Raw genomic sequence first — 26834 nt, 5'->3', positions numbered from 1 at the left:
TATTTTTATATTTTTAATCCATTGCGGAAGCCTTGCAGGCACGCTAACCGCGCGGTAAGGTGTCCGAGCGACAATTATTTACGGAAAAAGTTATGCCCGCAGAATCAGAGTATCTGGCGAACTACGACGCCTCGCGTTATCCGTCTCCCATAGTTACCGTTGACAGCGTACTGTTCACGCTCAGCCAGCAGCAACTGTGCGTGCTGCTGGTAAAGCGGGCTAATCATCCGCAAAAAGGCTGGTGGGGATTGCCGGGAGGATTTATTGATATGCAGCGCGATGTCTCAACCCGGGCTACCGCAATGAGGAAGCTACAGGAAAAAACTGGCGTAGCGCCGCCATGGCTGGAGCAGCTGGAAACCTTTTCCGGCCCCGATCGCGATCCGCGCGGCTGGAGCCTGACAACGGCATGGTACGCGCTAATCGCACGGGAAATTTGCCAGCCGCAAAGCAGCGATGTTAGCGAAGCCGAATGGCTGCCGGTAGATGTGGCGATGCAGCGCAGCGATATCGCTTTCGATCACCAGGCGATTATCGCCAGCGCCTTACAGCGGCTGCGGCAAAAAACGCTTTATACGCTGCTGCCGGTATTTTGTCTGCCCGAAGCTTTTACGCTGACCCAGCTACAGGAAGCCACCGAAGCCATACTTGACCGTCCGGTGCAGCGCAAAAGCCTGATCCGCCGTTTTGAATCTTCGGAAATGTTTGAGGAAACGGGCGAAAGCATAGCTACCGGCGCGCGCAAGGCGAAGCTGTATCGCCGCAAGCCCGATACCGGCGTGCATAACTTTACCCGTAATCTTATGCCTGCCGATTAGCTCGCCCGGTAAAAAGGCTTATCGCCCAGAATGGTGGCGCGGTGCATAATGCGTCGCGCGGGCAGATAATCCGCATTAGCATAATGCTGGGTTACACGATTGTCCCAGATAGCCAGGTCATCCTGCTGCCAGCGCCAGCGCACCTGAAACTCCGGTTTAGTGATGTGCGCGAACAGGAAGTTGAGCAGCGCGTCGCCTTCTTTTTCGCTTAGTCCGACAATACGCGTGGTAAAACCTTCATTGACGAACAGCGCCTGCTTGCCACTGACTGGATGCGTGCGCACTACCGGATGCAGCAGCGGCGGATTTTTCGCCACGGCTTGCTTCCAGCGCTGGTGCTCTTCCTCACTGCTGCGATATTTAAACTCCTGAAAAGATTTGGTGAAGTCATGCTCCGCCTGTAACCCATTCAGCAGCGTTTTAAAAGGCTCTGAGAGCGCATTATACGCAGCGATGCCGCTGGCCCACAGCGTGTCGCCGCCCGTTTCCGGCAGTTGCTTAGCCGCCAGGATTGCGCCCGCAGGCGGCGTCTCGATAAAGGTGACGTCGGTGTGCCAGTTATCGTTATCCGGTGGATTGTTGTCATGCGTATCCAGCACGATAATTTCTTCCACATCCGGCGCGTGTGGATAAACAGGATGAATATGCAGATCGCCAAAGCGAGACGCCAGCGCCCGCTGCTGCGCAGGCGTAACGGGCTGGTTACGGAAAAACAGCACCTGATGACGAATCAGCGCGTGGTAAAGCTGTTCGAACTGCGCGTCGCTCAGTGGACGGCTGAGATCCACATTGGCAACCTGAGCGCCGATATAAGGGCCAAGCGCAGTAATAGTCAGACGTTCATTCATGATGTTGCTCCATGCCAGGGGGTCAGGCGGCGCTGTAAGGCTCGCAGCCCCAGCTCCAGAGAAAAGGCGATCAGGGCGATAACGGCGATGCCCGCCAGCACTACGTCGGTCGCTAAAAATTCGCCAGCGGACTGCACCATAAAGCCCAGACCGCGTGTGGCGGCGATCAGCTCGGCAGCAACCAGCGTTGACCAGCCAACGCCAAGGCCAATGCGCAGACCGGTAAGGATCTCAGGCAGCGCGCCAGGTAAAATCACGAACCACAGCGTCTGCCAACGGTTGGCGCCCAGCGACTGCGCTGCCCTAAGTCTCACCTGCTGAACGCTTTTCACGCCTGCCAGCGTCGACATCACTACAGGCGCGAATATCGCCAGGTAGATCAGCAAAATTTTGGAGGTTTCGCCAATGCCGAACCAAATCACCATCAGCGGCAGATAAGCCAGCGGCGGCACCGGACGATAAAGCTCAATCAGCGGATCGAGGATCCCGCGAGCGGTTTCGCTCAGCCCCATCAGGATGCCGACCGGTACGCCAATCAGCGTGGCCGCCAGCAGCGCAATCACAATTCGTGTCAGGCTGGCCGCCAGATGCTGCCAGAGCGTGGCATCCATAAAGCCCTGCGGGCTGGCTACTACCAGCAGCTGATGAAAAACCTGCTGCGGCGCGGGCAGAAACAGCGGCGCAATCAGGCCGAAAGCCGTCACCGCCCACCAAACAGCCAGCAGCACCAGCACGGTGGACAGGCTTAGCGTAATGGAACGATTTAGCGGCCAGCGCCAGCCAGTGCGGCGCTCTATTGTTTTTTCCGTGGTCAGCAGGCTCATGCAAATACCTCTCGCTGTTGAAATACCCGGCTCAGCACGTATTCGCGCTTTGCGATAAATTCAGGATCGGATTTGATAGCCCGGCACGCTTCGCCCTCGGCGTAGCGGCGACCAAACGGCAGCGGCAGCCGTTCGAGGATTTTTCCCGGCCCGGGCGAAAGCAGGATCAGTTCGCTGGCGAGAAATACCGCCTCTTCGATATCGTGGGTAATCAGCAGCACCTGCTTACCGCTGTCGCGCCACAGCTTCAGCAGCAATTCCTGCATCTGCTCGCGGGTAAAAGCATCCAGCGCGCCGAAAGGCTCGTCCAGCAGCAGCAGTTGAGGATCGGCGGCCAGCGCTCTCGCTATCCCTACGCGCTGGCGCATGCCGCCGGAAAGCTGCCAGATAAATTTCTTTTCCGCGCCCTGTAGCCCCACTTTTTTTAACATCTGACGGGCAGTTTCACGGCGCGTCGTTTTATCCACGCCAGCCAGCTGTAGCCCAAAAGCGACATTATCCAGTACGTTGCGCCAGGGCAGCAGGCCTTCATGCTGGAACACCACGCCGCGTTCGGCGCCCGGCCCGATAATCCGCTGGCCATCCAGCGTAATACTCCCCGCTTCCGGCGTAAGAAAGCCTGCTATCAGATTCAGCAACGTGGTTTTGCCGCAGCCGGACGGGCCAAGCACTACCACCAGTTCTTCCCCGGCGATCGTCAGGTTAATATCTTCCAGCGCGAGGTGGCCATCGTAGCGGGCCGTCAGATGCGAGACAGATAGCATGGCGATTCCTTATTGCGTGAGGTTTTTGACGAAGCGGTCGGTAACAAAGCCGCTGTAGTCGCTGGCGACCTGCGGCACTTTGCCCTGCTCTTTCAGAAACTGCGCGGTGTCGCCGATGGCTTTATCTACCGGCTGGCCCAGCTGTTCGATCTGCTGCTGTGCGGTCAGGTAAGTGTTGCCTTTCACCAGACCGGGAACCTGCTGCTCCGGCACGCCGCTCAGACGCGAAAGTTTGCTGAGGTTGTCGCCATCTTTCAGCCACTGTTCTGGGTTGTCGAGATAGGCTTTTTGCGCATTCAGGGCGCTGCGGGCGAAAGCGGTGACCACATCCGGATGCTGCTGAGCGAAGTCTTTGCGCACCACCCAGACATCCAGCGTTGGCGAACCCCATTTGCCGACCTGCGCGGAATCCGTCAGCACTTTACCCTCTTTCTCCAGCTCGTTGACGGCAGGCGCCCAAACGTAGGCACCGTCAATATCCCCGCGCTGCCAGGCAGCGATAATTGCCGGCGGCTGAAGGTTAACAATCTGCACCTGACCGGGCTTAATGCCCCAATGCTTCAGTGCGGCCAACAGGCTGTAGTGCGTGGTGGAGATAAAAGGAACGGCGATACGTTTGCCGATTAAATCTTTTGGATCTTTGATGCTCTTTTTAACGACCAGCGCCTCGGAGTCGCCAAGCTGCGAGGCGAGCAGAAACACCTCAATGGGCACCTGCTGACTGGCGGCTACGGCCAGCGGGCTGGAGCCGATATTGCCGATTTGCACATCGCCGGAAGCCAATGCCCTGACCACACTGGCACCGCTGTCGAACTTACGCCAGTCGACCTTAGCGCCGCTGGTTTTAGCGAAGGTATCTTCGGCCTGGGCAACCTTGGCCGGTTCCGCTGAAGTCTGGTAGGCCACGGTAACGTCGACAGCCTGCGCGCTCAGCACAGAGAGGGAAAGGGTTGCGGCCAGCAGTGAAAGAGTGAGTTTACGCGCCATGCTTTGCTCCGGTCATTATTGTTATAAAGGTGAATAACGCCTTTGTAACCGAGAGCCGTAAGCGCGATAAAGTAATTAAAAATTATCGGATATAACGATAAATCCTTAGAAGAAAAACGGCAGTTTATTGCCGGAAAATGGCAAAAAGCCAGCGTTAGTACGCTGGCTTCCGATCAGCGCCAGATTAACAGGACGCAGGCCGCGGTAAGAACGCCCATCGAAACGTTAAAGATCGTCCAGGCACGGCGACTGCGCAGGATGCGGCCAATCAGCGAGCCGAACCCCAGCCAGATCAGCCCGGAAACCAGGTTCACCAGCGCCATGGCGAAACTAATAGCCAATACGGAGCCGCGATAAGCTTCGCCAGGCAGGCTAAAACTGGCCACCGCGCCCAGCGCCATCAGCCAGGCTTTGGGGTTAATCAGCTGCAGCAAGCCGCCCTGCCAGAACGGCATCGGCGCGGGCGGCGCTTCGCCGGTTTCCAGCCGTTCATATTTTGCCGTGGCGATCTTCCATGCCAGCCAGAGCAGATAAATACTGCCCGCTACCTTGAGGAAAAGATGAAGAGAGGGATAAAGCAGGATCAGGCCGCCGATGCCGAAAGCCACCAGCAGCAGCATTACCTGCATGCCGATCATAATGCCGATCAGCAGCCACAGCGAACGCAGAAAACCAAAGTTGGCGCCCGAGGCGGTGAGTAACATATTATTAGGGCCTGGCGTAATAGCGGCGACCCACAGAAAACCCAGCATAGAGAGAAACAGACTTAGTTCCATATGAAACGGGTGCTCCTTATTCCCGATCGGAAACGAACCTCCTGAAGCTAACAGTATGAAAAGGATCCTGGAAGCCTTTTAACGATGAACTTTGATGCCACCACGGAAAACATTTTTCGCCCGATAAAGGGCATGAGCAATCCCCATCTACAAACGGTTCTTCCACGCCTGGTTCGCCGCCGCATAACGCTGCGCCCGCACTGGCAGCGCCTGACCTTGCCGGACAGTGATTTCGTCGATCTGGCCTGGAGCGAGGATCCGGCGCGCGCCGCGCACAAGCCGCGCGTGGTACTGTTTCATGGTCTGGAAGGCAGCTTTCAAAGCCCTTACGCCCACGGACTGTTACAGGCTTTCCAGCAGCGTGGCTGGCTGGGCGTAGTGATGCATTTTCGCGGCTGCAGCGGCGAGCCGAATCGGCTGGGGCGCATCTATCATTCCGGCGAAACCGAAGATGCCAGCTATTTTCTGCGCTGGCTGCGTGAAACCTGGGGCCATGCGCCTACCGCCGCCGTCGGCGTTTCGCTTGGTGGCAATATGCTGGGCTGTTTAATGGGCAAGCAGGGTGAAGCCTGCCTGCTGGATGCGGGCGTTATTGTCTCCGCGCCGCTGATGCTGGAACCCTGCAGCCAGCGGCTTGAGCAGGGCTTTTCACGTTTCTACCAGCGCTACCTGCTAAACTTGCTGAAGCAGAACGCGACCCGCAAGCTTAACGCCTGGCCCGGCACGCTGCCTGTGGATTTAGCGCAGCTTAAGGCGCTAAAGAAACTCCGGGCTTTTGACGATGCCATTACCGCCAGAGCGCACGGCTTTCTGGACGCGACAGATTACTATCGCCGCTGTAGCGCCCTGCCGCTGCTGCCCGGCGTGCGTAAGCCTCTGTTAATTATTCATGCTAAAGACGATCCCTTTATGACTGACGAAGTGATCCCCGCTATCCATAAGCTGCCTGCCAGCGTGGAGTATCAGCTTACACAGCACGGCGGGCATGTGGGATTCGTAGGAGGAACGCTACGCAGGCCGCAAATGTGGCTGGAGCAGCGTATTCCGCAATGGCTTTCAACCTGGCTGGACAACAATGATTATTCCCTGGAAAGAACTGGATCCTGAAACACTCGCCAACCTGATCGAAGCTTTTGTGCTGCGGGAAGGCACCGACTATGGCGAGCAGGAGCGCTCGCTGGAGCAGAAAGTTAACGATGTTAAGCGTCAGCTAACGAATGGTGAAGCCGTGCTGGTCTGGTCGGAGCTGCACGAAACCGTCAATATTATGCCCAAAGGGCAGATTCGTTAAGGATTTGCTGTCGGCTACGGCCGACAGAATAACAACATAAAATTGAACATAAATTTTACCCCCCCTATTAAAGCTAAAAACATAATTAAAATACACTCACATTAATTTTACTGGTTAAGTTTTTTCTCTGAAAATTAGTTGCTATTCCCGTGCTTGATAAATAAAAATTCGCCAACGAAAAAAAATAAAGAGCACCCTTATGAAAAAACATTTTCTGTCCGTTACCCTTTTCCTTTTTTTAGCCAGCTGTACCGGGAAACCTCAGGATATTAATGTTAAAATAGATTCTGCTTCGCAACAAAAATTAGCATCTATTTTAAAAAATCAGGTTATTCCCTCTGCTGGCGAACCTGACGGCGAGCGAATCAATAGAATTTCCGCCGCTTTTATTAACACTCCCTATATTGCGAATACGCTTATCGGCTCACAAGATAAGCCTGAGAAGCTGGTGGTTAATTTAACCGGTGTCGATTGCTTTACTTTTATTGACTACGTTAATGCCTTGCGTCATGCCACCGATAAAAACACATTTTACAGTAATCTGATTAACACTCGTTATAAAGAGGGCAAAGTCGATTTCTTTAACAGAAGGCACTTTTTTACCGACTGGGCAGAGCAAGCACCGCAGAATGCAAGGGATGTCACCGCTCAAATCAGCCCAAGCTATAAGGTAAAGGTGAAGTTCCTCAATAAAAAAGCGGATGGCAGCGAGTATTTACCAGGCCTGGGCGTGCAGCAAAGAGAAATCACCTACATTCCTGGAAAAAGTGTTGATCAGCAGGTTATTGATAATCTCAAAACAGGGGATTTTATCGGCATCTATACCGATCTGCCCGGCCTGGATGTCACCCATGTCGGTTTATTTATTGCCGGTGACAGCGGGCCGCTGCTTCGCAATGCTTCATCGCTGAAAGCGAACATGAAAGTAGTGGATTCACCCTTTGTTGACTATGTAAAAAACAAGCCGGGTATCATTGTGTTGCGGCCGGTACAATGAAAGGTAAAAAATGAAATTTAAAACGGTTTCTCTGTTACTTACTTTGCTGCTGGCGGGTTGCCATACTTCTTCAGGCCGTCTTAACAACAACCCGATACAGCCTCCGTCCGCCGGTAAGGAAAACACCCTTTTTCCTTTGGACAATTATTCACAGGATATTAATAAATGGATCCCCTTTTTCTCACCGGAAAGCGAAGTCCCGGTACTGGATGCAGCCACGCAGGCCCGCCACTTCTCCCGGCTTAAGGCTCACTATTTTGGCACCGGCCTCAATGACAAATCGCCCTGGAACGCGATCTGGATTGATAAACTAATCAGCAGCGACAGAGCGGCTGAACTGAAAGATCGTCAGATCGATAAATATCTCTCTGGTGCAGAGCAATATTACGCTTTCAACTTTCGGGAGCTTTCTGCAGAGTGGAAAGACGCCGTTAAAGATTTGGCAGCGGTCGCGCTTCCCGATGCTTCAGCGGGAAAAGCTATCGTGGTCAGGGAAACCCTTGCCAGGTCGTTGCCGACGCTCGATCCCATCTTTGACGACCCGCAAAAACCGGGACAAGGCTTTCCTTTCGATCTTCTCCAGGTCTCGTCAGTGCGGCCCGGCACACCGGCCTACGTGCTGGCCACCAGCCGCGATAAAGCCTGGAAGTATATCGTCACGCCGACCATTCAGGCTTGGGTAAAAAGTGACGATGTAGCCAGCGTGGATGAAGATTTTGTCGCCCGCTGGCGGGATCTGGCGGAGCGACAGTCCGGCGCCTTTATCAAAGAACCGGTTGCCGTTAACGACGGTACGCACTTCTATTTTACCGCCAGGCCCGGCACGATTTTACCTCTCCGCCAGCAGCAAACGGGCTTCTCCATCGCTATCCCGGTTAAACAAACAGACGGCAGCGCACGGATCAAATGGCTTAGCGCCAGCCCGGACGAAGTAGCCGCCATGCCGCTTAAGATGACGCCAAAAAATATCGCTTATCTGATTAAGTCTATGCGGGGCAAACCCTACGGCTGGGGCAATTACAACTTTTATAACGATTGCTCAGCCGAACTACGCAGCCTGCTGATGCCTTTCGGCATCTTTCTGCCGAGAAATTCCGATGCACAGGCGGCCAGCGGCAGAGTGGTTGATCTAAGTAAGGAAGATGTAGCGACGCGGCTCAACTACCTGCAGCAGCACGGTAAACCCTTTACCACGCTAATCCATATTGACGGCCATATTATGCTTTATATTGGCAACGCCACGCTGGATGGCAAAGTGGTGCCGATGACTTACCAAAACCTGTGGGGTCTGCACACGCAGCCACGGCCGGGCAGAAGCATTATCGGCGGTTCCGTGTTTTTCCCGCTGCTGGCCAGCTATCCGGAAGATACCAGCCTGCAATCGCTTGCCGATAAACCGTTATTCACCCTGACTTTTATAGAGTAACAGCCTGGCGCGGTGCCGACGGCCGGGCAGAAGATGACAGGCTGCGGCAAAACGTGCTAACAATGGCGGCATAATGTCCAAAGGAATCCGCTTATGTCCGCCAAACATCCAGTGATTGCCGTAACCGGCTCAAGCGGCGCAGGCACCACCACCACCAGCCTGGCCTTTCGCAAAATTTTTCAGCAGCTGAATCTGCATGCGGCGGAAGTGGAAGGCGACAGTTTCCATCGCTATACCCGCCCTGAAATGGATATGGCTATCCGTAAAGCGCGCGATATGGGCCGCCATATCAGTTATTTTGGCCCGGAAGCCAATGACTTCGCGCTATTGGAGCAAACCTTCGCGGAATATGGCCGCAGCGGCAGCGGCCAGTCCAGAAAATATCTGCATACCTATGACGAAGCCGTGCCCTGGAATCAGGTGCCCGGCACTTTTACCCCGTGGCAGCCGTTGCCGGAACCTACCGACGTGCTGTTTTATGAAGGTTTGCATGGCGGTGTTGTCACGCCGCAGCACAACGTTTCACAGCATGTCGATCTGCTGGTAGGCGTGGTGCCGATTGTCAACCTTGAGTGGATCCAGAAGCTGGTGCGCGATACCAGCGAACGCGGCCACTCGCGTGAAGCGGTAATGGATTCGGTGGTGCGCTCAATGGAGGATTACATCAACTTCATCACGCCGCAGTTTTCCCGTACCCATATTAATTTCCAGCGCGTGCCGACCGTAGATACCTCTAACCCTTTCGCCGCGCGGGGCATTCCTTCGCTCGACGAAAGCCTGGTGGTGATCCATTTTCAGGCACTGGAAAACATCGACTTTCCCTACCTACTGGCGATGCTGCAAGGCTCTTTTATTTCACATATCAATACGCTGGTGGTGCCGGGCGGCAAAATGGGGCTGGCGATGGAGCTGATTGTCGGCCCGCTGGTTAAGCGGTTGATAGAAGGCAAAGAGATCCATTAAGGCAGCGTCCTGTTCGCCTCCTTGAGGTTTCTCTCAAAAACAGGGCTTGCGCGCTTTGTGCTATCCGGGTTCATGTAACAACTTCACCTAATTCATTCAGTTAAGCCGCGTCCGGTTGCAGAGAACGAAAAAGGCGCGGCGGCAGATTTCCCGCTATGCTGAAGCGAGACAACACAAGACACCCATGCAAAGCTGTGCTACAAACAAGGCTGTATTTCGTCAGTACTCTACAAGACCAGACGAAACGGGACGACATAATGAGCCCGGCCCTCAACAGAGAGCCGAATAACTTTCCTGCATGGGAAGCGCTTGACTATTTCAACGCCTGTCAGGGAACTCTGCCCCTGTATTTAGGCACGATAACAACAGAGGATAACAGCGAATGGTTCTCGGCAAACCGCAAACAGACCCGACACTTGAATGGTTCCTGTCACATTGCCATATTCATAAGTATCCATCCAAAAGCACGCTGATCCACCAGGGTGAGAAAGCAGAAACCCTCTACTACATCGTCAAGGGCGCGGTAGCGGTGCTGATCAAGGATGAAGAAGGCAAAGAGATGATCCTTTCCTATCTTAATCAGGGCGACTTTATTGGCGAACTGGGCCTGTTCGAAGAGGGTCAGGAGCGCAGCGCATGGGTACGGGCCAAAACGGCCTGCGAAGTGGCAGAGATCTCTTACAAGAAATTTCGCCAGCTGATCCAGGTCAACCCGGATATCCTGATGCGTCTCTCTTCGCAGATGGCGCGCCGCCTTCAGGTCACCTCCGAGAAAGTAGGCAATTTAGCTTTCCTGGATGTAACGGGCCGTATCGCACAGACGCTGCTGAACCTGGCGAAACAGCCGGATGCTATGACCCATCCGGATGGGATGCAAATTAAGATTACCCGCCAGGAGATAGGCCAAATCGTCGGTTGCTCCCGCGAAACCGTCGGCCGTATTTTGAAAATGCTGGAAGATCAAAACCTGATCTCGGCGCACGGCAAGACCATCGTCGTTTACGGTACACGCTAAGCCGCTCTGATTGTATGGCGCAATGGCTCTGTTGCGCCTTTTCAGCTGGTTGAATTATGTGGCGCCGCATTATCTATCATCCCGAAGTCAATTACGCCCTGCGCCAGACGCTGGTGTTATGCCTGCCTGTTGCCGTCGGCTGGCTGCTGGGCAATCTGCAAAACGGCCTGCTGTTCTCGCTGGTGCCGGCCTGCTGCAATATCGCCGGGCTGGATACGCCGCATAAACGCTTCTTTAAACGCCTGATTATCGGCGGCGCCCTTTTCGCCTTCAGCAGCTTTCTGGTGCAGTATCTGGGCGATCGCGCCGTGCCCTTGCCCGTTATTCTGTTTGCGATGGCGATGCTGCTGGGCGTAACCGGTGAAATCAGCCCGCTGCACGGCAGGCTGTTGCCCGGCGCGCTGATTGCCGGGATTTTTACTCTGAGCCTGGCTGGCCGCATGCCGATCTGGGAGCCGCCTTCGCTCTATATTCTCGGCACCGTCTGGTACGGCCTTTTTAACTGGTTCTGGTTTTGGCTGTGGAAAGAGCAGCCGATGCGGGAAACGCTTAGCCTTCTCTACCGCGAGCTGGCAGGCTACTGCGAAGCCAAATATAGCCTGCTAACGCAGCTCGCCGATCCGGAAAAAGCGCTGCCGCCGCTGCTGGCCCGCCAGCAAAAAGCGGTCGATCTGATCAACACCTGCTATCAGCAGATGCATATGCTTGCCGCCAGCAATGATAATCACCATAAGCGGCTTACCCGCGCTTTTCAGGTTGCCCTGGATTTGCAGGAGCATATCGCCGTCAGCCTGCATCAGCCGGAAGAGGTACAAAAGCTGGTGGAACAAAGCCATGCCGAAGCGGTAATACGCTGGAATGCGCAGAGCATTGCCGCCAGGCTGCGCGAGCTGGCGGATGATATCCTCTATCACCGCCTGCCTGAACGATTCAGCCTGGACAAACAGCTTGAGGCGCTGGAGAAAATTGCCCGCCAGCATCCCGATAATCCGGTCGGCAGCTTTTGCGCCTGGCATTTTAGCCGCATCGCCCGCGTACTGCGCACCCAGCGCCCGCTTTATCAACGCGATCTGATGGCCGACCGACAAAAGCGCCTGCCGCTGCTGTCCGCCATTAAGAGCTACCTGTCGCTGAAGTCCGCCGCGCTGCGCACCGCTGCCCGCTTTGCCGTAATGCTGGCCTTTGCCAGTTCGCTGGCGCTGTTTTTTAATCTGCCCAAACCTTACTGGATCCTGATGACGGTGATGTTCGTCAGCCAGAACGGTTACAGCGCGACCCGAGTCCGCATTCAGCACCGGGCATTAGGCACGCTCGCCGGGCTGATCATAGCCGCGCTCACGCTGCGCTTTCAGGTAGCGGAATCGGCGGTGCTGCTGGTGATGTTGACCATTACCCTGGCAAGCTATCTGGTGATCCGTAAATTCTATGGCATCGCCACTATCGGCTTTACCGTTACGGCGGTGTATTCGTTGCAGCTATTAGCTTTGAACGGCGCCGACTTTCTGTTGCCGCGCTTGATGGATACGCTGATGGGCTGCCTGATCGCTTTTGGCGGCATGATCTGGCTATGGCCGCAGTGGCAAAGCGGCCTGCTGCGGCAGAATGCGCACGACGCGCTGGAAACCTATCAGGAAGCGCTGCAAAAGCTGCTGGGCGATGAGCAAAATCCGCAGAAACTTGCCTGGCAGCGTATGCGCGTTAACCAGGCTCACAATGCGCTGTTTAACTCGTTGAATCAGGCGATGCAGGAACCGGGTTTTAATGCCGACTGGCTGGCTGATATGAAACTATGGATAACGCACAGCCAGTTTATCGTCGAGCATATCAACGCTATGACTATTCTGGCGCGCGAACATACCATGCTGACGCCGCAGCTGGCGGAACGCTATCTACAGGCCTGCGAAATAGAGCTACAGCGCTGTCAGCAGCGGCTGGAGTATGACGGCCCCAGCTCGGGCAGCAGCGCGCTGGATACCCAGATCACGCCCGAACGGGGGCCGATGACTATTATGGAAAGACACGTAAAGAGGATTCTGGAGCATCTTGCGGCGATGCATACCATTTCTTCGCTGGCCTGGAGCAACCGCCCGCACCACGGCCGCTGGCTATCGCGGCGTTTAAGAAGGTCGGGCTGACAAAGCTATATAAAAAGCATTACTAATAAACAGGTTATATTTTCCATAAAGTCAGAGATCTCCCTTTTTTACTCGTCAAAAACCATCGGGATATGTTTAACTCTGGCGATAATGTATACTACAAAGGTATATAAATTCAGGAGGACTTATGCCTGTTGCACATAAAATGTCTTCTGCGGCGCAACAGTTATGGGCTGCAGAGATTAAAAGAAAAAGACCAGAACCAGATAGTTACGTTAAAACGCCATCAATTTCTGACGACAAAGGTCGGGAACTTTCGTCCTGGTTTATCGAGGCCTTACAGCAAAGCGGACCAAAAAATTCGTCGGAAGATGAGACCTATCTGGCATGACGTCCTTGCAAGGAAGCGTTTATCTGGACAGACTTTATAAAGAAAAAATGGTAGCCGAACAGGCTACGGGTTCTTCAGAACTTTATGAGTTTAAAAAAGCATTTAAAATCTACTGGAAAACAGGCTTCCATCCTTCTTTTGGTAAAGATACGCCGTTTCGCTCTCCTTCAGGCATATTAACTACCTCTATTCGTCATGCTCATCTGTTACCTGAAATATTTACCGACGCTTATGGTCCGGCTGGAACAAAACTTGTCTGGACCACGCGCACAAAGCGTACGCAAAAGGCAGTAAGCGATATTTATCTGGTTTATGCCGTCAATGTAAATCGTGACGCTTGTCTGCTTGCCATTCTGCACAATGCACACAAAACCGTAAAATCAGATTCTTTTATGGAAAAGCTAATGGTCAGAGCAGACTTTTTTTATGAAAAGACGGGGGCTAAACCTATGCCTCTGACCGAACACTGTAATCTCTGGAATACAGCAATTTGGGGCGCCTGAAGCAGCCCGTATCTTCCCGGCCAGATTCAGGTGGAGGCTGAAGCCTCCAGCCTCATTATCTTAAGCCAGCGCTTTTTTCACCGCGGCGGCGAAGCGCTTCATCCCCTCTTCAATATCGGTCGGCTCAATCACCAGCGACGGGACAAAACGTATCACGTCCGTACCGGCGTTGAGTATCATCACGCCTTCCGCTGCGGCGGCGTTCAGGATATCGCGCGCCTTACCTGCATGCTGCGGCTTCAGTGCAGCGCCGATCAGCAACCCTTTGCCGCGAATATCGCTGAACAGATCCAGCTCAGCGTCCAGCGCTTTCAGCGAGGTGACAAACTGTTCGCGGCGAGCTTCCACACCGTTCAGCACCTCTTCGGTATTAATGATATCCAGCGCCGCTTCCGCGACCGCACAGGCCAGCGGGTTGCCGCCATAGGTCGTGCCGTGCACGCCCGGCGCCATGACCGAAGCAATCTCGTTAGTGGTCAACATAGCGCTGACCGGGAAACCGCCTCCCAGCGCTTTGGCGGTAGTGAGAATATCTGGCTGCACGCCATAATGCTCATAAGCAAACAGCTTGCCGCTGCGTCCCATGCCGCTTTGCACTTCGTCCAGCACCAGCAGCGCCTGGTGTTGGTCGCACAGTTCACGCAGTCCCTGCATAAATTCCGGGGTTGCAGGCGTTACGCCACCTTCGCCCTGAATCGGCTCAACCACGATGGCGCAGGTATGATCGTCGATCACCGCTTTTACCGCATCGAGATCGTTAAAGGGTACGTGGACGATATCGGCAGGCTTGGGGCCAAAGCCGTCGGAATATTTTGGCTGGCCGCCGACAGACACGGTAAACAGCGTGCGGCCGTGGAAGGCATTATGAAATGCAATAATTTTGCTTTTGAACGGCGAATGGCGTTTGGTGGCATAGTAGCGAGCCAGTTTAAAAGCGGCCTCATTGGCTTCCGCGCCGGAATTGGCGAAGAAAACGCGCTCGGCAAAAGTAGCGGCGATCAGCTTGCTGGCCAAACGTAGCGCAGGTTCGTTGGTGAAGACGTTGCTGGTGTGCCACAGGGTTTCGCCCTGGGTTTTGAGCGCCTCCACCAGCGCAGGATGGCAGTGGCCCAGCGCGGTTACGGCAATGCCGCCGGAGAAATCGATATACTCTTTGCCCTGCTGATCCCAGACGCGGCTGCCTTTGCCCCTGACCGGCACAAACTGCGCTGGTGCATAAACAGGCAAAATAACCTCATCAAACGTTGAGCGCGTTACCGTTAATTTATCCGCTGCCATTGCCAACCTCACCTTTTTTTACGTTACCGGTACGTGAAATTATAATCACGAAATATGCATAAAAAATCAGTTAAAGGCAACCGAATTTATTGTTTGAGGAAGTTTTCCAGCAGTGGGTGTCCCTGTTCGCTAAGGATGCTTTCCGGATGAAACTGCACGCCTTCCAGCGGCAGATAACGATGGCGCAGGCCCATGATTTCATCCGGCTGTCCGTCGCGCAGCGACCAGGCGGTGACTTCAAAATCATCGGGCAAAGAGGCGGCCTCCACGATTAACGAATGGTAACGCGTTACCCTGAGCGGATTATTCAGATTGGTAAAAACGCCGCTGTTATTATGCTCAATAAGCGAAGTTTTTCCGTGCATCACCTCACGCGCCCGCACCACGCGCGCGCCGAAAGCCTGGGCTATCGCCTGATGGCCCAGACAAACGCCAAGAACAGGTATTTTACCGGCGAATTCCCGAATTGCCGCCAATGAGATACCGGCTTCGTTGGGCGTGCAAGGGCCCGGCGAAATCACCAGCCGATCGGGCCGCAGCGCGCTAATCTGCTCCAGCGTCAGCTCATCATTACGCTGAACCAGAACCTCGGCGCCCGCCTCGCAAAAATATTGGTAAAGGTTCCAGGTGAAAGAATCATAGTTATCGATCAGCAGCAGCATGCGGGCTCCGGGAAAAAAAGAAACGCCGCTATTCTACGTGTTTTCATCCCGTTCGCTTATCACTTTGCCAAAAGCAGCCTCCAGCAGCGTCAAATCGCCTGCCAGACTCGCCTTAACGGCCGCCTGCCAGCTTTCGGCATCGATCAGGCTCCATTGGATATCGCAGCCTGCGTGAATAACGATCTGTTCAAAAAAGAGACGTTGGGCGCGCCCGTTGCCGCGCAGAAAAGGATGCAGCACGGTTAGCTCGCAGTAGTACCAGGCCAGCCTTTCCGCCATGCGGTCCAGCGGCAAATCGGCCAGGCCGTTTTCCTCTTCAAGCGCCTGCATCAGCGCGTTGCCCTCTTTTTCGATATATTCAAAATGGCAGCATGGCGTATCGCCGATAGCGATATCAACTTCGCGTAGTTCGCCCGCTTCTTCCAGCACATCGTGAAACAGCGCGCGGTGCATCGCCCGCAGATGAGGCAAACCCGGATTGCGCGTGCCCAGCTCGGGCAAAGAGCCCGTCAGTAAAAAGCTCGCCAGGAAGTTGGCCGGCAGACGCTGCTGCCAGAGCGTGTTTTTTTGTTTGTCGGTGAGCTTTCTGGACATGAGTTCTCCTTGAATGGGGTGATTGCCGCAATAACGCTTTGTTAAGTATAAGCAGCAATCCCCCAGGCGGAGAGTTAAGGCAGGACTTTCGCGGAGAGAATGGTAATCGGCTTCATTGGCACATTCTGATAAGGGCCAACGTTTTTAGTCGGCGCCTGAGCGATTTTATCGGCAATGTCCTGGCCTTTAACAACCTTACCGAAAACGGCATAGCCGAAATCGCGCTGGCCGTGATCCAGGAAGGCGTTATCCGCCACGTTAATAAAGAACTGGCTGGTCGCGCTGTCTTTATCGGCGGTGCGGGCCATAGCAATGGTGCCGCGCTTGTTCAGCAGGCCGTTATCCGCCTCGTTTTTAATCGGCGCATTAGTAGGCTTTTGCTGCATATCCGCAGTAAAACCGCCGCCCTGCACCATAAAGCCAGGGATTACACGGTGAAATACGGTGTTGTTGTAGAAACCGCTGTTGACGTAATCAACGAAATTTTTCGTAGAAATCGGGGCCTTCTGGTTATTGAGCTCCAGCTCAATATTGCCAGCGGAGGTGGTCAGCAGCACGTGCGTATCTCCTTTTGCCGCCAGAGCGGAAGCGGAGAGCGTGGATAACGCAAACACGGTGGCAACCGCCGTCAAAGTACGTTTTAACATGAAAGATTCCTTACTTAAGGGCTACAGGCCGAAAATTGATTGTAAAGAGGCGCTTACCCGCGCGCCAGCGTTTTACCTTTTTTTACGTGCCTTAACGCCACGCAAACGCTTTCGCCAGGGGAAAAACGGTGATATTCATCACGAAAATCCTGAAATCGGCGAGAAAGTTTTCATTATTTATTTAAGCAGATCACGAATCCAGCTAAACTGCCCGCGCTTGGCGTGAGCGTCCTGCCTCACGATTTTTTGACTCCACGGGCCACACTAATGACAAATCGCGATCGAATCGGGCTAACCTGGATCAGCTTCTTCTCCTATGCGCTAACCGGCGCGGTAGTAATCGTTACCGGTATGGTGCTGGAGAATATCGCTGACTATTTTCATCTGCCGGTAGCGCAGATGAGCAACACCTTTACTTTCCTTAACGCCGGCATTCTGGTTGCCGTTTTTCTTAATGCCTGGCTGATGGAAATCGTGCCGCTCCGCCGTCAACTGATTTTCGGTTTTGTGCTGATGGTGCTTTCGGTGCTGGGTCTGATGACCAGCCACTCGCTAAGCGTCTTTTCGCTCTGTATGTTTGTGCTGGGCGTGGTCAGCGGCATCACTATGTCGATCGGTACTTTCCTGATCACTCATCTGTATGAAGGACGTCAGCGCGGTTCACGCCTGCTGTTTACCGATTCCTTCTTCAGCATGGCGGGCACTATTTTCCCGATTATCGCCGCCGCGCTGCTGGCGCGTTCGCTGCCATGGTACTGGGTTTACGCCTGTATCGGCGTAATCTACCTGGTTATCTTTGTGCTGGCGCTTTGCTTTGAGTTTCCCGTGCTGGGCAAAAAAGCCGCCATGCAAAACGTGGAAAAAGAGAAATGGGGCATTGGCGTGCTGTTTCTGTCAATCGCCGCGCTTTGCTATATCCTCGGCCAGCTGGGCTTTATTGGCTGGGTGCCGCTGTACGCCACTAAAAGCATGGGCATGGATCTGACCCAGGCTGGCGCGCTGGTAGGTAACTTCTGGACGGCCTATATGATCGGCATGTGGGCGTTCAGCGCTATCCTGCGCTTTTTCGATCCTCAGCGTATTGTTACGCTGCTGGCGCTGCTGGCTACGGCGCTGATGTACTGGTTTATTAGCAGCAGCGACGCCTCGATGCTGAAGTGGATTATGATGAGCCTGGGCTTCTTCTCCAGCGCTATCTACACCACTATCATCACCCTGGGCTCGCTACAGACTAAAGTCTCTTCGCCTAAACTGGTGAACTTTATTCTGACCTGCGGCACCGTTGGCACCATGCTGACTTTCGTGGTGACCGGCCCAATCGTGGATAAACACGGCGCTCATGCCGCGCTGTTCACTGCCAATATGCTTTATGCCGTGGTGTTTGTGATGTGTCTGCTGCTGGGCTTTGTCAGCAAGCACAAGCTGCACGGCCATATGTCCTCGCATTAATATTGAAAGGCCGGTTTACCGGCCTTCAGACTGCTGACAAAGCTAAAAAAGCTTGAGTGAACATCTGTTTTTTTACAGCAACTCTGCAGCTTGATAGCGGCAGAGGCTGAGCGGATAAGCGGACCGTTTGGCGCATGGACGCGCCAACCGAGCTTACACGGATGTATTTACAGCGTGTCCGTGTTCCGATCTGCCTCTGCTGCTCTGTCACAGGTTTAAACGCGCTCAAGGGTTTGTCCTCAACCTCACAGGTCGATTTACCGGTCTTTTTTATCAGCGCCGAAAATGAACCTCTTCGCTCTGTGCTAAGTAGATAGTGCTGGCCGCAGGCTGCGTTTGCGCTATTACCCTTCCCTGACGAATTGAATAACGTGTTGGCACCTGCCGCCGCAGCGCATCAAATCCGCTTTCCGCAGGCAGAATAATCAGGTTCGCACTGTTGCCGCTCTGGATACCGTAGTCCGTTAATTGCAGCGTTCGGGCGCTGTTATGGGTGATTAATTTAATGGCTTCATCCAGTTCGCCATAACCCATCAGCTGGCAAACGTGCATCCCCATATGCAGCACCTGAAGCATATTGGCCGTGCCCAGTGGATACCAGGGATCGAAGACGTCATCATGGCCGAAGCAGACGTTAATCTCCGCCGCCAGCATCTCTTTCACCCTCGTGACGCCACGCCGTTTGGGATAGTCGTCAAAGCGGCCCTGAAGATGAATATTGACCAGCGGATTGGCAACAAAGTTAATGCCGGAAAGCTTCAGCAAGCGGAACAGGCGCGAAGTATAGGCGCCGTTATAGGAATGCATCGCCGTGGTATGGCTGGCGGTGACGCGCGCGCCCATTTTTTCCCGTAGCGCCAGCGCCGCCACCGTCTCAACAAAGCGCGACTGCTCATCGTCGATCTCGTCGCAGTGCACGTCGATCATCCGCTGATATTTTTGCGCCAGCGCAAAAGTCTTATGCAGCGACTCCACGCCGTATTCACGGGTAAATTCAAAGTGTGGGATAGCGCCGACCACGTCCGCGCCGAGCCGCAGCGCCTCTTCCAGCAAGGCTTCACCGTCAGGATAGGAAAGGATCCCCTCCTGCGGAAAAGCGACAATCTGGATATCGACCCAGGGCGCCATTTCGCTTTTTACCTCGAGCATAGCTCGCAGCGCGGTCAGCGAAGGGTCGGAAACGTCCACATGCGTGCGCACATGCTGGATACCGTTAGCTATCTGCCATTTTAGCGTCTGCCGTGCGCGAGTTTTTACATCCTCATGACTGAGCAGCGCTTTACGCTCCGCCCAGCGCTCAATGCCTTCAAACAGCGTGCCGGATTCATTCCAGGCGGGTTCGCCAGCGGTCTGTGTGGTATCAAGATGGATATGCGGCTCGATAAACGGCGGAAAAGCCAGTCCACCTTCCGCATCCAGCGAATCTGCCGGAGCGGCGCCATGCGCCTGAGGTGAAATTGACGCGATTTTGCCGTCGCGAATGGCTATTTGCCAAAGCCCCTCGCGCCACGGTAAACGAACATGATGAATGCTTTTCAGTGGAATAGCCTGCATAGAGACGCTCCTTAACGCCAGTGGTTTTTTAACCATACCACCCTTTACCGCGCAGCGAGAGCCAGCAAAACCAGCAAAATCCATAAGTTACCTGAAAAAGCTTAAAAATCAGCCTTCTACCCATAAAGGGGTAATTAAAAAACGACTTGATATACATCAATAACTCTGGAGTTTTGCGCGTTATTGTAGCGGCATTATTTTATGACGTGAGGCAACAATGCGCACCCGACTCGTTGTTATTGGCAACGGTATGGTAGGCCACCGCCTGCTGGAAGAGCTGACCGAAAAAGCCGCGCCGGATCGGTTCGAGATTACCGTTTTTTGTGAAGAACCCCGCGTGGCTTACGATCGCGTCCATCTTTCCGCTTATTTTAGCCACCACAGCGCCGAGACGCTGTCGCTGGTGGCGGAAGGCTTTGCTGAAAAGCACAAGATAAGCGTGCTAACTGGTGAAAAAGTCTTAACTATAGACCGACAGGAAAAGGTGGTTTATTCCGATAAAGGCCGGGCGGTAGCCTACGACAAGCTGGTATTGGCGACTGGTTCTTATCCCTGGGTGCCGCCCATCAAGGGTGCAGAAGGCAAAAACTGTTTTGTTTATCGCACCATTGAAGACCTGGACGCTATCGAAGCCTGTGCGCGCGGCAGCCGCAGCGGCGCGGTTATCGGCGGCGGGCTGCTGGGACTGGAAGCGGCTGGCGCGCTGAAAAGCTTAGGTATGGAAACGCACGTGGTGGAGTTTGCGCCGGTGCTAATGGCGGAACAGCTCGATCCTCAAGGCGGGCAACTGCTGCGGAAAAAGATCGAAGGCATGGGTGTCGCTGTGCATACCAGCAAGAACACCCGGCAGATTATCGACGGCCCGTCTGGCGGAAAAATTTTACAGTTCGCCGATGAAAGCGAGCTGACGGTAGATTTTATCGTGTTCTCGACCGGCATTCGTCCTCAGGACAAGCTGGCGAAAGAAGCGGGTCTGGCTATCGGCCCGCGCGGCGGCGTAGCGATTGATGATTGCTGCCGCACTTCGGATGAAGATATTTATGCGATTGGTGAATGCGCCGCCTGGCAAAGCCGCGTTTACGGTCTGGTCGCGCCAGGCTACAAGATGGCTCAGGTAACTGCGGATAGCCTGCTGGGCCAGGAGAACGCCTTTACCGGCGCGGATATGAGCGCCAAACTCAAGCTGCTGGGCGTGGATGTCGGCGGCATAGGCGATGCTCATGGTCGTACGGCAGGCGCACGCAGCTATGTTTACCTCGATGAGAATAAAGAAATTTATAAGCGCCTGATAGTTAGCGCCGATAATAAAACGCTGCTTGGCGCGGTGCTGGTCGGCGATACCAGCGACTATGGCAACCTGCTGCAGCTGATGCTGAACGGCATCGAACTGCCGGAAAATCCCGATACGCTGATCCTGCCAGCCTACGCAGGCAGCAAGCCCGCGCTGGGCGTCGAGTCGCTGCCGGAGACGGCACAAATCTGCTCCTGTTTCGACGTCAGCAAAGGCGATCTGGTAATGGCGATCCAGAACGGCTGCCATACGGTCGCGGCGCTGAAGGCGGAGACCAAAGCAGGCACAGGCTGCGGCGGCTGCGTGCCGCTGATGACTCAGGTGCTCAATGCAGAGCTAAGCCGCCAGGGCATTGCGGTCAACCACCACCTTTGCGACCATTTTCCTTATTCACGCCAGGAGCTGTATCACCTGATCCGCGTTGAGGAAATCAAAACCTTCGCGCAGCTGTTGGACAAATATGGCCGCGGCTACGGCTGCGAGGTCTGCAAACCTACCGTGGCTTCGCTGCTGGCTTCATGCTGGAACGATTATGCGCTTCAGCCGCCGCTGGTGCCTTTGCAGGACAGCAACGACAACTTCCTTGGCAATATCCAAAAAGATGGCACCTATTCCGTGATCCCGCGCTCAGCAGGCGGCGAAATCACACCGGCCGGTTTGATCGCGGTCGGGGAAATAGCCCACCGTTACGGGCTTTATACCAAAATCACCGGCTCGCAGCGTATCGGCCTGTTTGGCGCGCATAAAGACGATCTGCCCGCGATCTGGCAGGCGCTGCTTGAGGCCGGTTTCGAAACCGGCCACGCCTATGCAAAAGCGCTGCGCATGGCGAAAACCTGCGTAGGCAGCAGCTGGTGCCGCTTCGGCGTCGGTGATTCCGTAGGGCTGGGCGTAGAGCTGGAAAACCGCTACAAAGGCATCCGCACGCCGCACAAGATGAAGTTCGGCGTTTCCGGCTGTACCCGCGAATGCGCGGAGGCTCAGGGCAAAGATGTGGGCGTTATCGCCACGGAGAAAGGCTGGAATCTGTACGTCTGCGGCAACGGCGGCATGAAACCGCGCCACGCCGATCTGCTGGCGGCGGATTTAGATAAAGAGACGCTGATCCGTTATCTTGACCGCTTTATGCTGTTTTACATCCGTACGGCGGACAAGCTTCAGCGTACTTCGCTGTGGCTGGAGAGCCTGGACGGCGGCATCAGCTATCTGCGGGAAGTGATTATCAACGACAAGCTGGGCCTTAACCAACAGCTGGAAGAAGATCTGGCCCGGCTGCGCGAACGCTTCGTTTGCGAATGGCGCGAGACACTGGCACAGCCAGAGCGGCTTGCCCGCTTCAGCCACTTTATTAACAGCGATAAGCGCGATCCGCTGGTGCAAAAAGCAACGGAACGTCAGCAGCATCGGCCCGCGCGGCCTGAAGAGCGTATTCCCGTGATTTTGATGGAGGAACAGTAATGAGCTGGCATCGCGTTTGTCCGCTGGAAAATATTCAGCCCGATACCGGCGTTTGCGCACTGGTGGCTGGCATGCAGGTCGCCCTGTTTCGCCCACGCGTCGGCGAAGAGGTGTTCGCCCTGAGCAATATCGATCCCTTTGCCCAGGCCAGCGTGCTTTCCCGCGGCATTATCGCGGAGCACCAGCAGGCGCTGTGGGTCGCCAGCCCGCTGAAAAAGCAGCGTTTTCGCCTGAGCGATGGCCTGTGTATGGAAGACGAGAGCTATTCCATACCCGCCTGGCCCGCCAGAGTGCGCGATGGCATCGTTGAAGTGGCAATCTGAGCCTTTCTCTCTGTTTTGCGGCCGCCTCTGCGGCCCTTTTTCTGCAGGCAATCCCGTGAACTATTTCCCTCTTTTTTGCGATTTACATCGTAAAACCGTGCTGCTGGTCGGCGGCGGCGACGTGGCTGAACGTAAAGCGCGTTTGCTGCTAAAGGCTGGCGCGGATTTGCGCGTCTGCGCCACAGTTTTTTCATCGCCCTTCTATGAGTGGCAGCAGGCCGGCAAATTAACACTGCTGGAGAAGCGCTTCGCGCCGGAGCTAATCGACGACTGCTGGCTGGTGGTCGCAGCTACAAACGATCGGGAAGTGAATCAGCAGATCAGCGCCTGCGCCGAGGCCCGTCGGGTATTCTGCAACTTGGTCGATGCGCCTGAACTCGCCAGCGCCATTATGCCTTCCGTGGTCGAACGCTCACCGCTGCTGGTGGCTATTTCCAGCGCGGGCGCCGCGCCGGTAATGGCTCGTCTGCTGCGTGAAAAAATTGAAGCACTGTTGCCGCAGCACCTGGGTAAAATCACCGCCTGGGCTGGCGTTCTGCGGCCAAGGGTCAAAGCGGCATTTAAACAACCCGCGCAGCGCAGGCGCTTCTGGGAAAAGCTTTTTCAGCACGACAGGCTGGCGCAAACCCTCGCCAATGGCGATGAGGATCGCGCGCAGCAGCTGACCGAGACGCTATTCAGCGAGCCGTTGGCAACGCGCGGCGAAGTGGTGCTGGTCGGCGCAGGGCCTGGCGATGCGGGGCTGCTGACGTTGAAAGGGCTACAGCAGATCCAGCAGGCAGACGTGGTGGTTTACGATCGACTGGTCTCGGATGAGGTGATGGAGTTGGTCAGGCGAGATGCAGAAAGGATTTTCGTCGGCAAACGCGCGGGCTTTCACTGCGTTCCCCAGGCGGCGATTAATCAAATCCTACTGGAGCAGGCGAAGCAGGGAAAACGCGTGGTGCGGCTGAAAGGCGGCGATCCTTTTATCTTCGGGCGCGGCGCGGAGGAGCTGGAGGCGCTGGCAGGCTCGGGCGTGCCTTTTTCCGTGGTGCCGGGTATTACCGCCGCTTCCGGCTGCTCGGCCTACAGTGGCATTCCGCTGACCCACCGCGACTATGCGCAGAGCGTGAGGCTGGTCACCGGACATGTACAAAAAGAGGGGGCGCTTGACTGGCAGAACCTGGCGGCGGAAAAGCAGACGCTGGTATTTTATATGGGCCTGTCGCAGGCGACGGAAATCCAGCGGCAGCTAATGGCGCACGGCATGAGCGGCGAAATGCCGGTGGCGCTGGTAGAAAATGGCACCTCAACCCGGCAGCGAGTATTCAGTGGCAGTCTGGATCGACTGGCGATGCTGGCGGAACAGGCACAAAGCCCATCGCTGATTATTGTAGGCCGCGTGGTGGCACTGCGGGATCGCCTGCGCTGGTTTTAGGCCACTAAAAAAAGCGGCGTCCCGATGATCTCCGGACACCGCTTTTAGCCGTTACGGCTGAGCTACAAAGCCTACGGCTTCATATACTTTTTTCAGTGTTTCCTGCGCCTGGGCGCGAGCTTTGGTCGCACCATCGCGCATCACCTGCTCCAGGAAAGCCTCGTCGTTGCGATAACGATGGTAGCGCTCCTGCAGTTCGCTCAGCATGCCGGAAACCGCTTCGGCAACTGCGCCCTTCAGGTGGCCGTACATCTGCCCTTCGAACTGTTTTTCCAGCTCGGGGATGCTGGTGCCGGTCACGCCGGAAAGAATATCCAGCAGGTTAGAAACGCCTGCTTTATTTTTTACGTCGTAACGCACTACCGGCGGCTCGTCGCCATCGGTCATCGCCCGTTTGATCTTCTTCACTACCGACTTTGGATCTTCCAGCAGGCCGATAACGTTATTACGGTTATCGTCTGACTTGGACATCTTTTTAGTCGGCTCCAGCAGCGACATTACGCGCGCGCCGGATTTCGGAATAAACGGCTCCGGTACCTTAAACACATCGCCATAAAGCGCGTTGAAACGGGCAGCGACATCGCGGCTCAGCTCCAGATGCTGTTTCTGATCTTCGCCAACCGGCACCTGCGCGGTCTGATAAAGCAGAATATCCGCCGCCATCAGCACCGGATAGTCGAACAGACCCGCGTTGATGTTCTCTTCGTAGCGGGCGGATTTATCTTTGAACTGCGTCATGCGGCTCAGCTCGCCAAAATAGGTGTAGCAGTTCAGGATCCAGCCCAGCTGCGCGTGCTCCGGCACGTGCGACTGGACGAAGATAGTGCTTTTTTGCGGATCGATGCCGCAGGCCAGATAGAGCGCCAGCGTATCCAGCGTGGCCTTGCGCAGCGCCGCCGGATCCTGGCGTACCGTAATGGCATGTAAATCGACAATGCAGTAGATGCAATGGTAGTCATCCTGCATGTTGACCCACTGACGCAGCGCACCCATATAGTTACCGATGGTCAGTTCGCCGGAAGGCTGCGCGCCGCTAAATACGATGGGTTTCATCTTTTTCTTCCTGGTCTTTACAGCCCGAGTGCGGGCAACAAATCGTTAAAGTGATCGAGCACCAGCGTCGGCTGGCTGCCCGCTATCGGCTCGCCATAGTTGTAGCCGTAGGTCAGGCCTACGCAGGGCACGCCTGCCGCTTTCGCGGCCTGAATATCGTTGCGGGAATCGCCCACAAACAGCAGTTCGCCAGGCAGCAGGCCGAACTTGCCCAGCACCAGAAACAGCGGCGCCGGATGCGGCTTTTTGGCGATAACATCGTCGCCGCCGATAATCAGCGAAAAGCAGCTGTCAATGCCGAGCGAGGCCAGCAGCGGCGCAACGAACGGCGTTGGCTTATTGGTGACCACCGCCATCGGCATGCCGGTCGCCGCCAGCTTATGCAGCCCTTCCTTCACGCCGGGAAAGAGTTTACTGCCGCTTTCGACAACGGCGGCATAATGCTTATCAAGCAGCACGCGCGCATCGCGCAGTAAATCGCTTTCCGGAGCGTGGCCCAATGCCCAGGCCAACGCGCGTTCAATCAGGATATCTGCACCGTTGCCGATCCAGGTCGAGACGCGCTCAAGCCCTGCTGCCGGTAGATTAAGCGCCTGCAAAGCGGCGTCCACCGCGCTGGTAAGGCCCGGCGCGCTGTCGGTCAGCGTGCCGTCAAGGTCAAACGCCAGCGCGCGAATATCAGTGAAATGAGCCATGACGAGATTTCTCTAGTTCCGTGCGCATATCATCAATGACTTTTTTGTAGTCAGGCTGGTTGAAGATGGCGGAGCCCGCTACGAACATATCTGCGCCAGCCGCAGCGATTTCGCCGATATTTTCAACTTTGACGCCGCCGTCCACTTCCAGCCGGATATCGTAGCCGCTCTGGTCGATAAGCTTACGCGCCTGGCGCAGCTTGTCGAGCGTGCCGGGAATAAACGACTGCCCGCCAAAGCCAGGGTTAACCGACATGATCAGCACCACGTCAATTTTATCCATCACGTAGTCCAGATAGCTGAGCGAGGTGGCCGGATTGAACACCAGACCAGCCTTGCAGCCCTGTTCTTTAATCAGCTGCAGCGTGCGATCGACGTGCTCAGAGGCTTCCGGATGGAAGGTAATATAGCTGGCGCCAGCTTTAGCAAAGTCGGGGATCAGGCGGTCCACCGGTTTTACCATCAGATGCACGTCAATAGGGGCGGTAATGCCGTAGTCACGCAGCGCCTTCAGCACCATCGGACCCATAGTGAGATTGGGCACGTAGTGATTGTCCATTACGTCGAAATGCACAACGTCGCCACCAGCCGCCAGCGCTTTAGCCGTGTCCTCGCCCAGGCGGGCAAAGTCTGCAGATAAAATTGACGGAGCGAGTAAAAACTTTTTCATCCATTTCTCCCGGTTAGCGCGCCTGACCACAGGCACGTACA

At 55.1% G+C, this 26834-nt stretch carries 28 protein-coding genes; 15 read left to right on the top strand and 13 right to left on the bottom strand.

Annotated features, from left to right (window positions below; translation table 11 throughout):
- Positions 1-92 precede the first annotated feature (92 nt).
- Positions 93-818: an NUDIX domain-containing protein gene (locus ACETPC_RS17050; RefSeq protein ID WP_380183376.1), complete on the top strand. Its 726-nt coding sequence runs from the start codon at positions 93-95 to the stop codon at positions 816-818.
- Here ACETPC_RS17050 and tauD read toward each other — a convergent pair.
- The 5 genes from tauD to ACETPC_RS17025 all read right to left on the bottom strand — a co-directional run bounded on the left by tauD (position 815) and on the right by ACETPC_RS17025 (position 5017).
- On the bottom strand, positions 815-1666 hold the full coding sequence (tauD, locus tag ACETPC_RS17045; protein WP_380183374.1) for a taurine dioxygenase: 852 nt from the start codon (positions 1664-1666) through the stop codon (positions 815-817). The genes ACETPC_RS17050 and tauD overlap by 4 nt on opposite strands.
- A complete protein-coding gene (tauC, locus tag ACETPC_RS17040) occupies positions 1663-2490 on the bottom strand; it encodes a taurine ABC transporter permease TauC (RefSeq protein ID WP_380183372.1) in 828 nt (275 codons plus the stop codon). Before tauC ends, tauD begins: the two co-directional genes overlap by 4 nt.
- Positions 2487-3254: a taurine ABC transporter ATP-binding subunit gene (gene tauB, locus ACETPC_RS17035; RefSeq protein WP_380183370.1), complete on the bottom strand. Its 768-nt coding sequence runs from the start codon at positions 3252-3254 to the stop codon at positions 2487-2489. The genes tauC and tauB overlap by 4 nt, the downstream gene beginning before the upstream one ends.
- Positions 3255-3263: 9 nt before the next feature.
- Complete coding sequence (gene tauA / locus ACETPC_RS17030; protein WP_380183368.1) at positions 3264-4241, bottom strand: taurine ABC transporter substrate-binding protein; 978 nt, start codon at positions 4239-4241, stop codon at positions 3264-3266.
- A 173-nt stretch (positions 4242-4414) separates the two neighbouring features.
- Positions 4415-5017, bottom strand: a complete 603-nt coding sequence (locus ACETPC_RS17025) for a LysE family translocator (protein ID WP_380183366.1) — start codon at positions 5015-5017, stop codon at positions 4415-4417.
- Positions 5018-5101: 84 nt separating this feature from the next.
- Here ACETPC_RS17025 and ACETPC_RS17020 point away from each other — a divergent pair, with 84 nt between their 5' ends.
- From ACETPC_RS17020 to ACETPC_RS16980, 9 genes are all read left to right on the top strand, one after another.
- The gene (locus ACETPC_RS17020; protein ID WP_380183364.1) at positions 5102-6124 is read left to right on the top strand and encodes a hydrolase; all 1023 of its coding nucleotides are present in this window, start codon (positions 5102-5104) and stop codon (positions 6122-6124) included.
- Positions 6093-6308, top strand: coding sequence for a YheU family protein (locus tag ACETPC_RS17015; RefSeq protein ID WP_336144251.1), 216 nt, complete (start codon positions 6093-6095; stop codon positions 6306-6308). Before ACETPC_RS17020 ends, ACETPC_RS17015 begins: the two co-directional genes overlap by 32 nt.
- 199 nt (positions 6309-6507) lie before the next feature.
- Entirely contained in the window at positions 6508-7305 is a 798-nt protein-coding gene (locus tag ACETPC_RS17010) for a DUF1460 domain-containing protein (RefSeq protein WP_380183362.1), read from the top strand.
- Between the two features lie 10 nt (positions 7306-7315).
- Positions 7316-8731 carry an SH3 domain-containing protein gene (locus ACETPC_RS17005; RefSeq protein ID WP_380183360.1) on the top strand — a complete coding sequence of 472 codons (1416 nt, stop codon included), beginning with the start codon at positions 7316-7318 and terminating at the stop codon, positions 8729-8731.
- 93 nt (positions 8732-8824) lie between these two features.
- On the top strand, positions 8825-9694 hold the full coding sequence (locus tag ACETPC_RS17000; RefSeq protein ID WP_380183358.1) for a phosphoribulokinase: 870 nt from the start codon (positions 8825-8827) through the stop codon (positions 9692-9694).
- A gap of 382 nt (positions 9695-10076) precedes the next feature.
- The gene (gene crp, locus ACETPC_RS16995) at positions 10077-10709 is read left to right on the top strand and encodes a cAMP-activated global transcriptional regulator CRP (RefSeq protein WP_017803012.1); all 633 of its coding nucleotides are present in this window, start codon (positions 10077-10079) and stop codon (positions 10707-10709) included.
- Positions 10710-10765: 56 nt separating this feature from the next.
- Positions 10766-12844, top strand: a complete 2079-nt coding sequence (locus ACETPC_RS16990) for a YccS/YhfK family putative transporter (protein ID WP_380183355.1) — start codon at positions 10766-10768, stop codon at positions 12842-12844.
- 148 nt (positions 12845-12992) lie between these two features.
- Entirely contained in the window at positions 12993-13196 is a 204-nt protein-coding gene (locus ACETPC_RS16985) for a hypothetical protein (protein ID WP_380183353.1), read from the top strand.
- Positions 13193-13699, top strand: coding sequence for a type II toxin-antitoxin system YafO family toxin (locus tag ACETPC_RS16980; protein WP_380183351.1), 507 nt, complete (start codon positions 13193-13195; stop codon positions 13697-13699). The genes ACETPC_RS16985 and ACETPC_RS16980 overlap by 4 nt, the downstream gene beginning before the upstream one ends.
- A gap of 60 nt (positions 13700-13759) precedes the next feature.
- Here the strand turns inward: ACETPC_RS16980 and ACETPC_RS16975 are convergent, their stop codons facing one another.
- From ACETPC_RS16975 to ppiA, 4 genes are all read right to left on the bottom strand, one after another.
- Positions 13760-14977 (bottom strand): aspartate aminotransferase family protein, encoded by a 1218-nt coding sequence (locus ACETPC_RS16975; RefSeq protein WP_380183349.1) that lies wholly within the window; start codon positions 14975-14977, stop codon positions 13760-13762.
- 86 nt (positions 14978-15063) lie between these two features.
- Complete coding sequence (locus tag ACETPC_RS16970) at positions 15064-15639, bottom strand: aminodeoxychorismate synthase component II (protein WP_380183348.1); 576 nt, start codon at positions 15637-15639, stop codon at positions 15064-15066.
- A gap of 33 nt (positions 15640-15672) precedes the next feature.
- Positions 15673-16233 carry a putative adenosine monophosphate-protein transferase Fic gene (locus tag ACETPC_RS16965; RefSeq protein WP_380183346.1) on the bottom strand — a complete coding sequence of 187 codons (561 nt, stop codon included), beginning with the start codon at positions 16231-16233 and terminating at the stop codon, positions 15673-15675.
- A gap of 74 nt (positions 16234-16307) precedes the next feature.
- Entirely contained in the window at positions 16308-16880 is a 573-nt protein-coding gene (gene ppiA, locus ACETPC_RS16960; protein WP_380183345.1) for a peptidylprolyl isomerase A, read from the bottom strand.
- Between ppiA and ACETPC_RS16955 the strand changes: the two genes are divergently transcribed.
- Together ACETPC_RS16955 and tsgA are read left to right on the top strand one after the other, a co-directional pair.
- Positions 16879-17106 (top strand): hypothetical protein, encoded by a 228-nt coding sequence (locus ACETPC_RS16955; RefSeq protein WP_380183343.1) that lies wholly within the window; start codon positions 16879-16881, stop codon positions 17104-17106. The genes ppiA and ACETPC_RS16955 overlap by 2 nt on opposite strands.
- Positions 17107-17147: 41 nt before the next feature.
- Positions 17148-18329: an MFS transporter TsgA gene (gene tsgA / locus ACETPC_RS16950; RefSeq protein WP_380183341.1), complete on the top strand. Its 1182-nt coding sequence runs from the start codon at positions 17148-17150 to the stop codon at positions 18327-18329.
- Between the two features lie 273 nt (positions 18330-18602).
- Here the strand turns inward: tsgA and ACETPC_RS16945 are convergent, their stop codons facing one another.
- A complete protein-coding gene (locus tag ACETPC_RS16945; RefSeq protein ID WP_380183339.1) occupies positions 18603-19883 on the bottom strand; it encodes a cytosine deaminase in 1281 nt (426 codons plus the stop codon).
- A gap of 217 nt (positions 19884-20100) precedes the next feature.
- On the opposite strand from ACETPC_RS16945, the gene nirB reads away from it, so the two are divergent.
- The 3 genes from nirB to cysG are packed head-to-tail and all read left to right on the top strand — an operon-like array spanning position 20101 to position 24375.
- Positions 20101-22632: a nitrite reductase large subunit NirB gene (gene nirB, locus ACETPC_RS16940; protein WP_380183337.1), complete on the top strand. Its 2532-nt coding sequence runs from the start codon at positions 20101-20103 to the stop codon at positions 22630-22632.
- A complete protein-coding gene (gene nirD / locus ACETPC_RS16935; RefSeq protein ID WP_380183335.1) occupies positions 22632-22955 on the top strand; it encodes a nitrite reductase small subunit NirD in 324 nt (107 codons plus the stop codon). Before nirB ends, nirD begins: the two co-directional genes overlap by 1 nt.
- A gap of 55 nt (positions 22956-23010) precedes the next feature.
- A complete protein-coding gene (gene cysG, locus ACETPC_RS16930) occupies positions 23011-24375 on the top strand; it encodes a siroheme synthase CysG (RefSeq protein WP_380183333.1) in 1365 nt (454 codons plus the stop codon).
- Positions 24376-24426: 51 nt separating this feature from the next.
- Here cysG and trpS read toward each other — a convergent pair whose 3' ends face one another.
- Genes trpS through rpe form a run of 3 tightly spaced genes read right to left on the bottom strand, consistent with a single transcriptional unit; the run spans position 24427 to position 26793 of the window.
- On the bottom strand, positions 24427-25428 hold the full coding sequence (gene trpS, locus ACETPC_RS16925; RefSeq protein ID WP_380183331.1) for a tryptophan--tRNA ligase: 1002 nt from the start codon (positions 25426-25428) through the stop codon (positions 24427-24429).
- Positions 25429-25445: 17 nt separating this feature from the next.
- On the bottom strand, positions 25446-26123 hold the full coding sequence (locus tag ACETPC_RS16920) for a phosphoglycolate phosphatase (protein WP_380183329.1): 678 nt from the start codon (positions 26121-26123) through the stop codon (positions 25446-25448).
- Positions 26107-26793, bottom strand: a complete 687-nt coding sequence (gene rpe / locus ACETPC_RS16915; RefSeq protein WP_380183327.1) for a ribulose-phosphate 3-epimerase — start codon at positions 26791-26793, stop codon at positions 26107-26109. The genes ACETPC_RS16920 and rpe overlap by 17 nt, the downstream gene beginning before the upstream one ends.
- Positions 26794-26834 lie beyond the last annotated feature (41 nt).

It is taken from the genome of Pantoea sp. sgz302252 (assembly GCF_042610525.1).
GTDB lineage: Bacteria > Pseudomonadota > Gammaproteobacteria > Enterobacterales > Enterobacteriaceae > Erwinia.
This window is presented reverse-complemented; position numbering and strand designations above follow the sequence as displayed.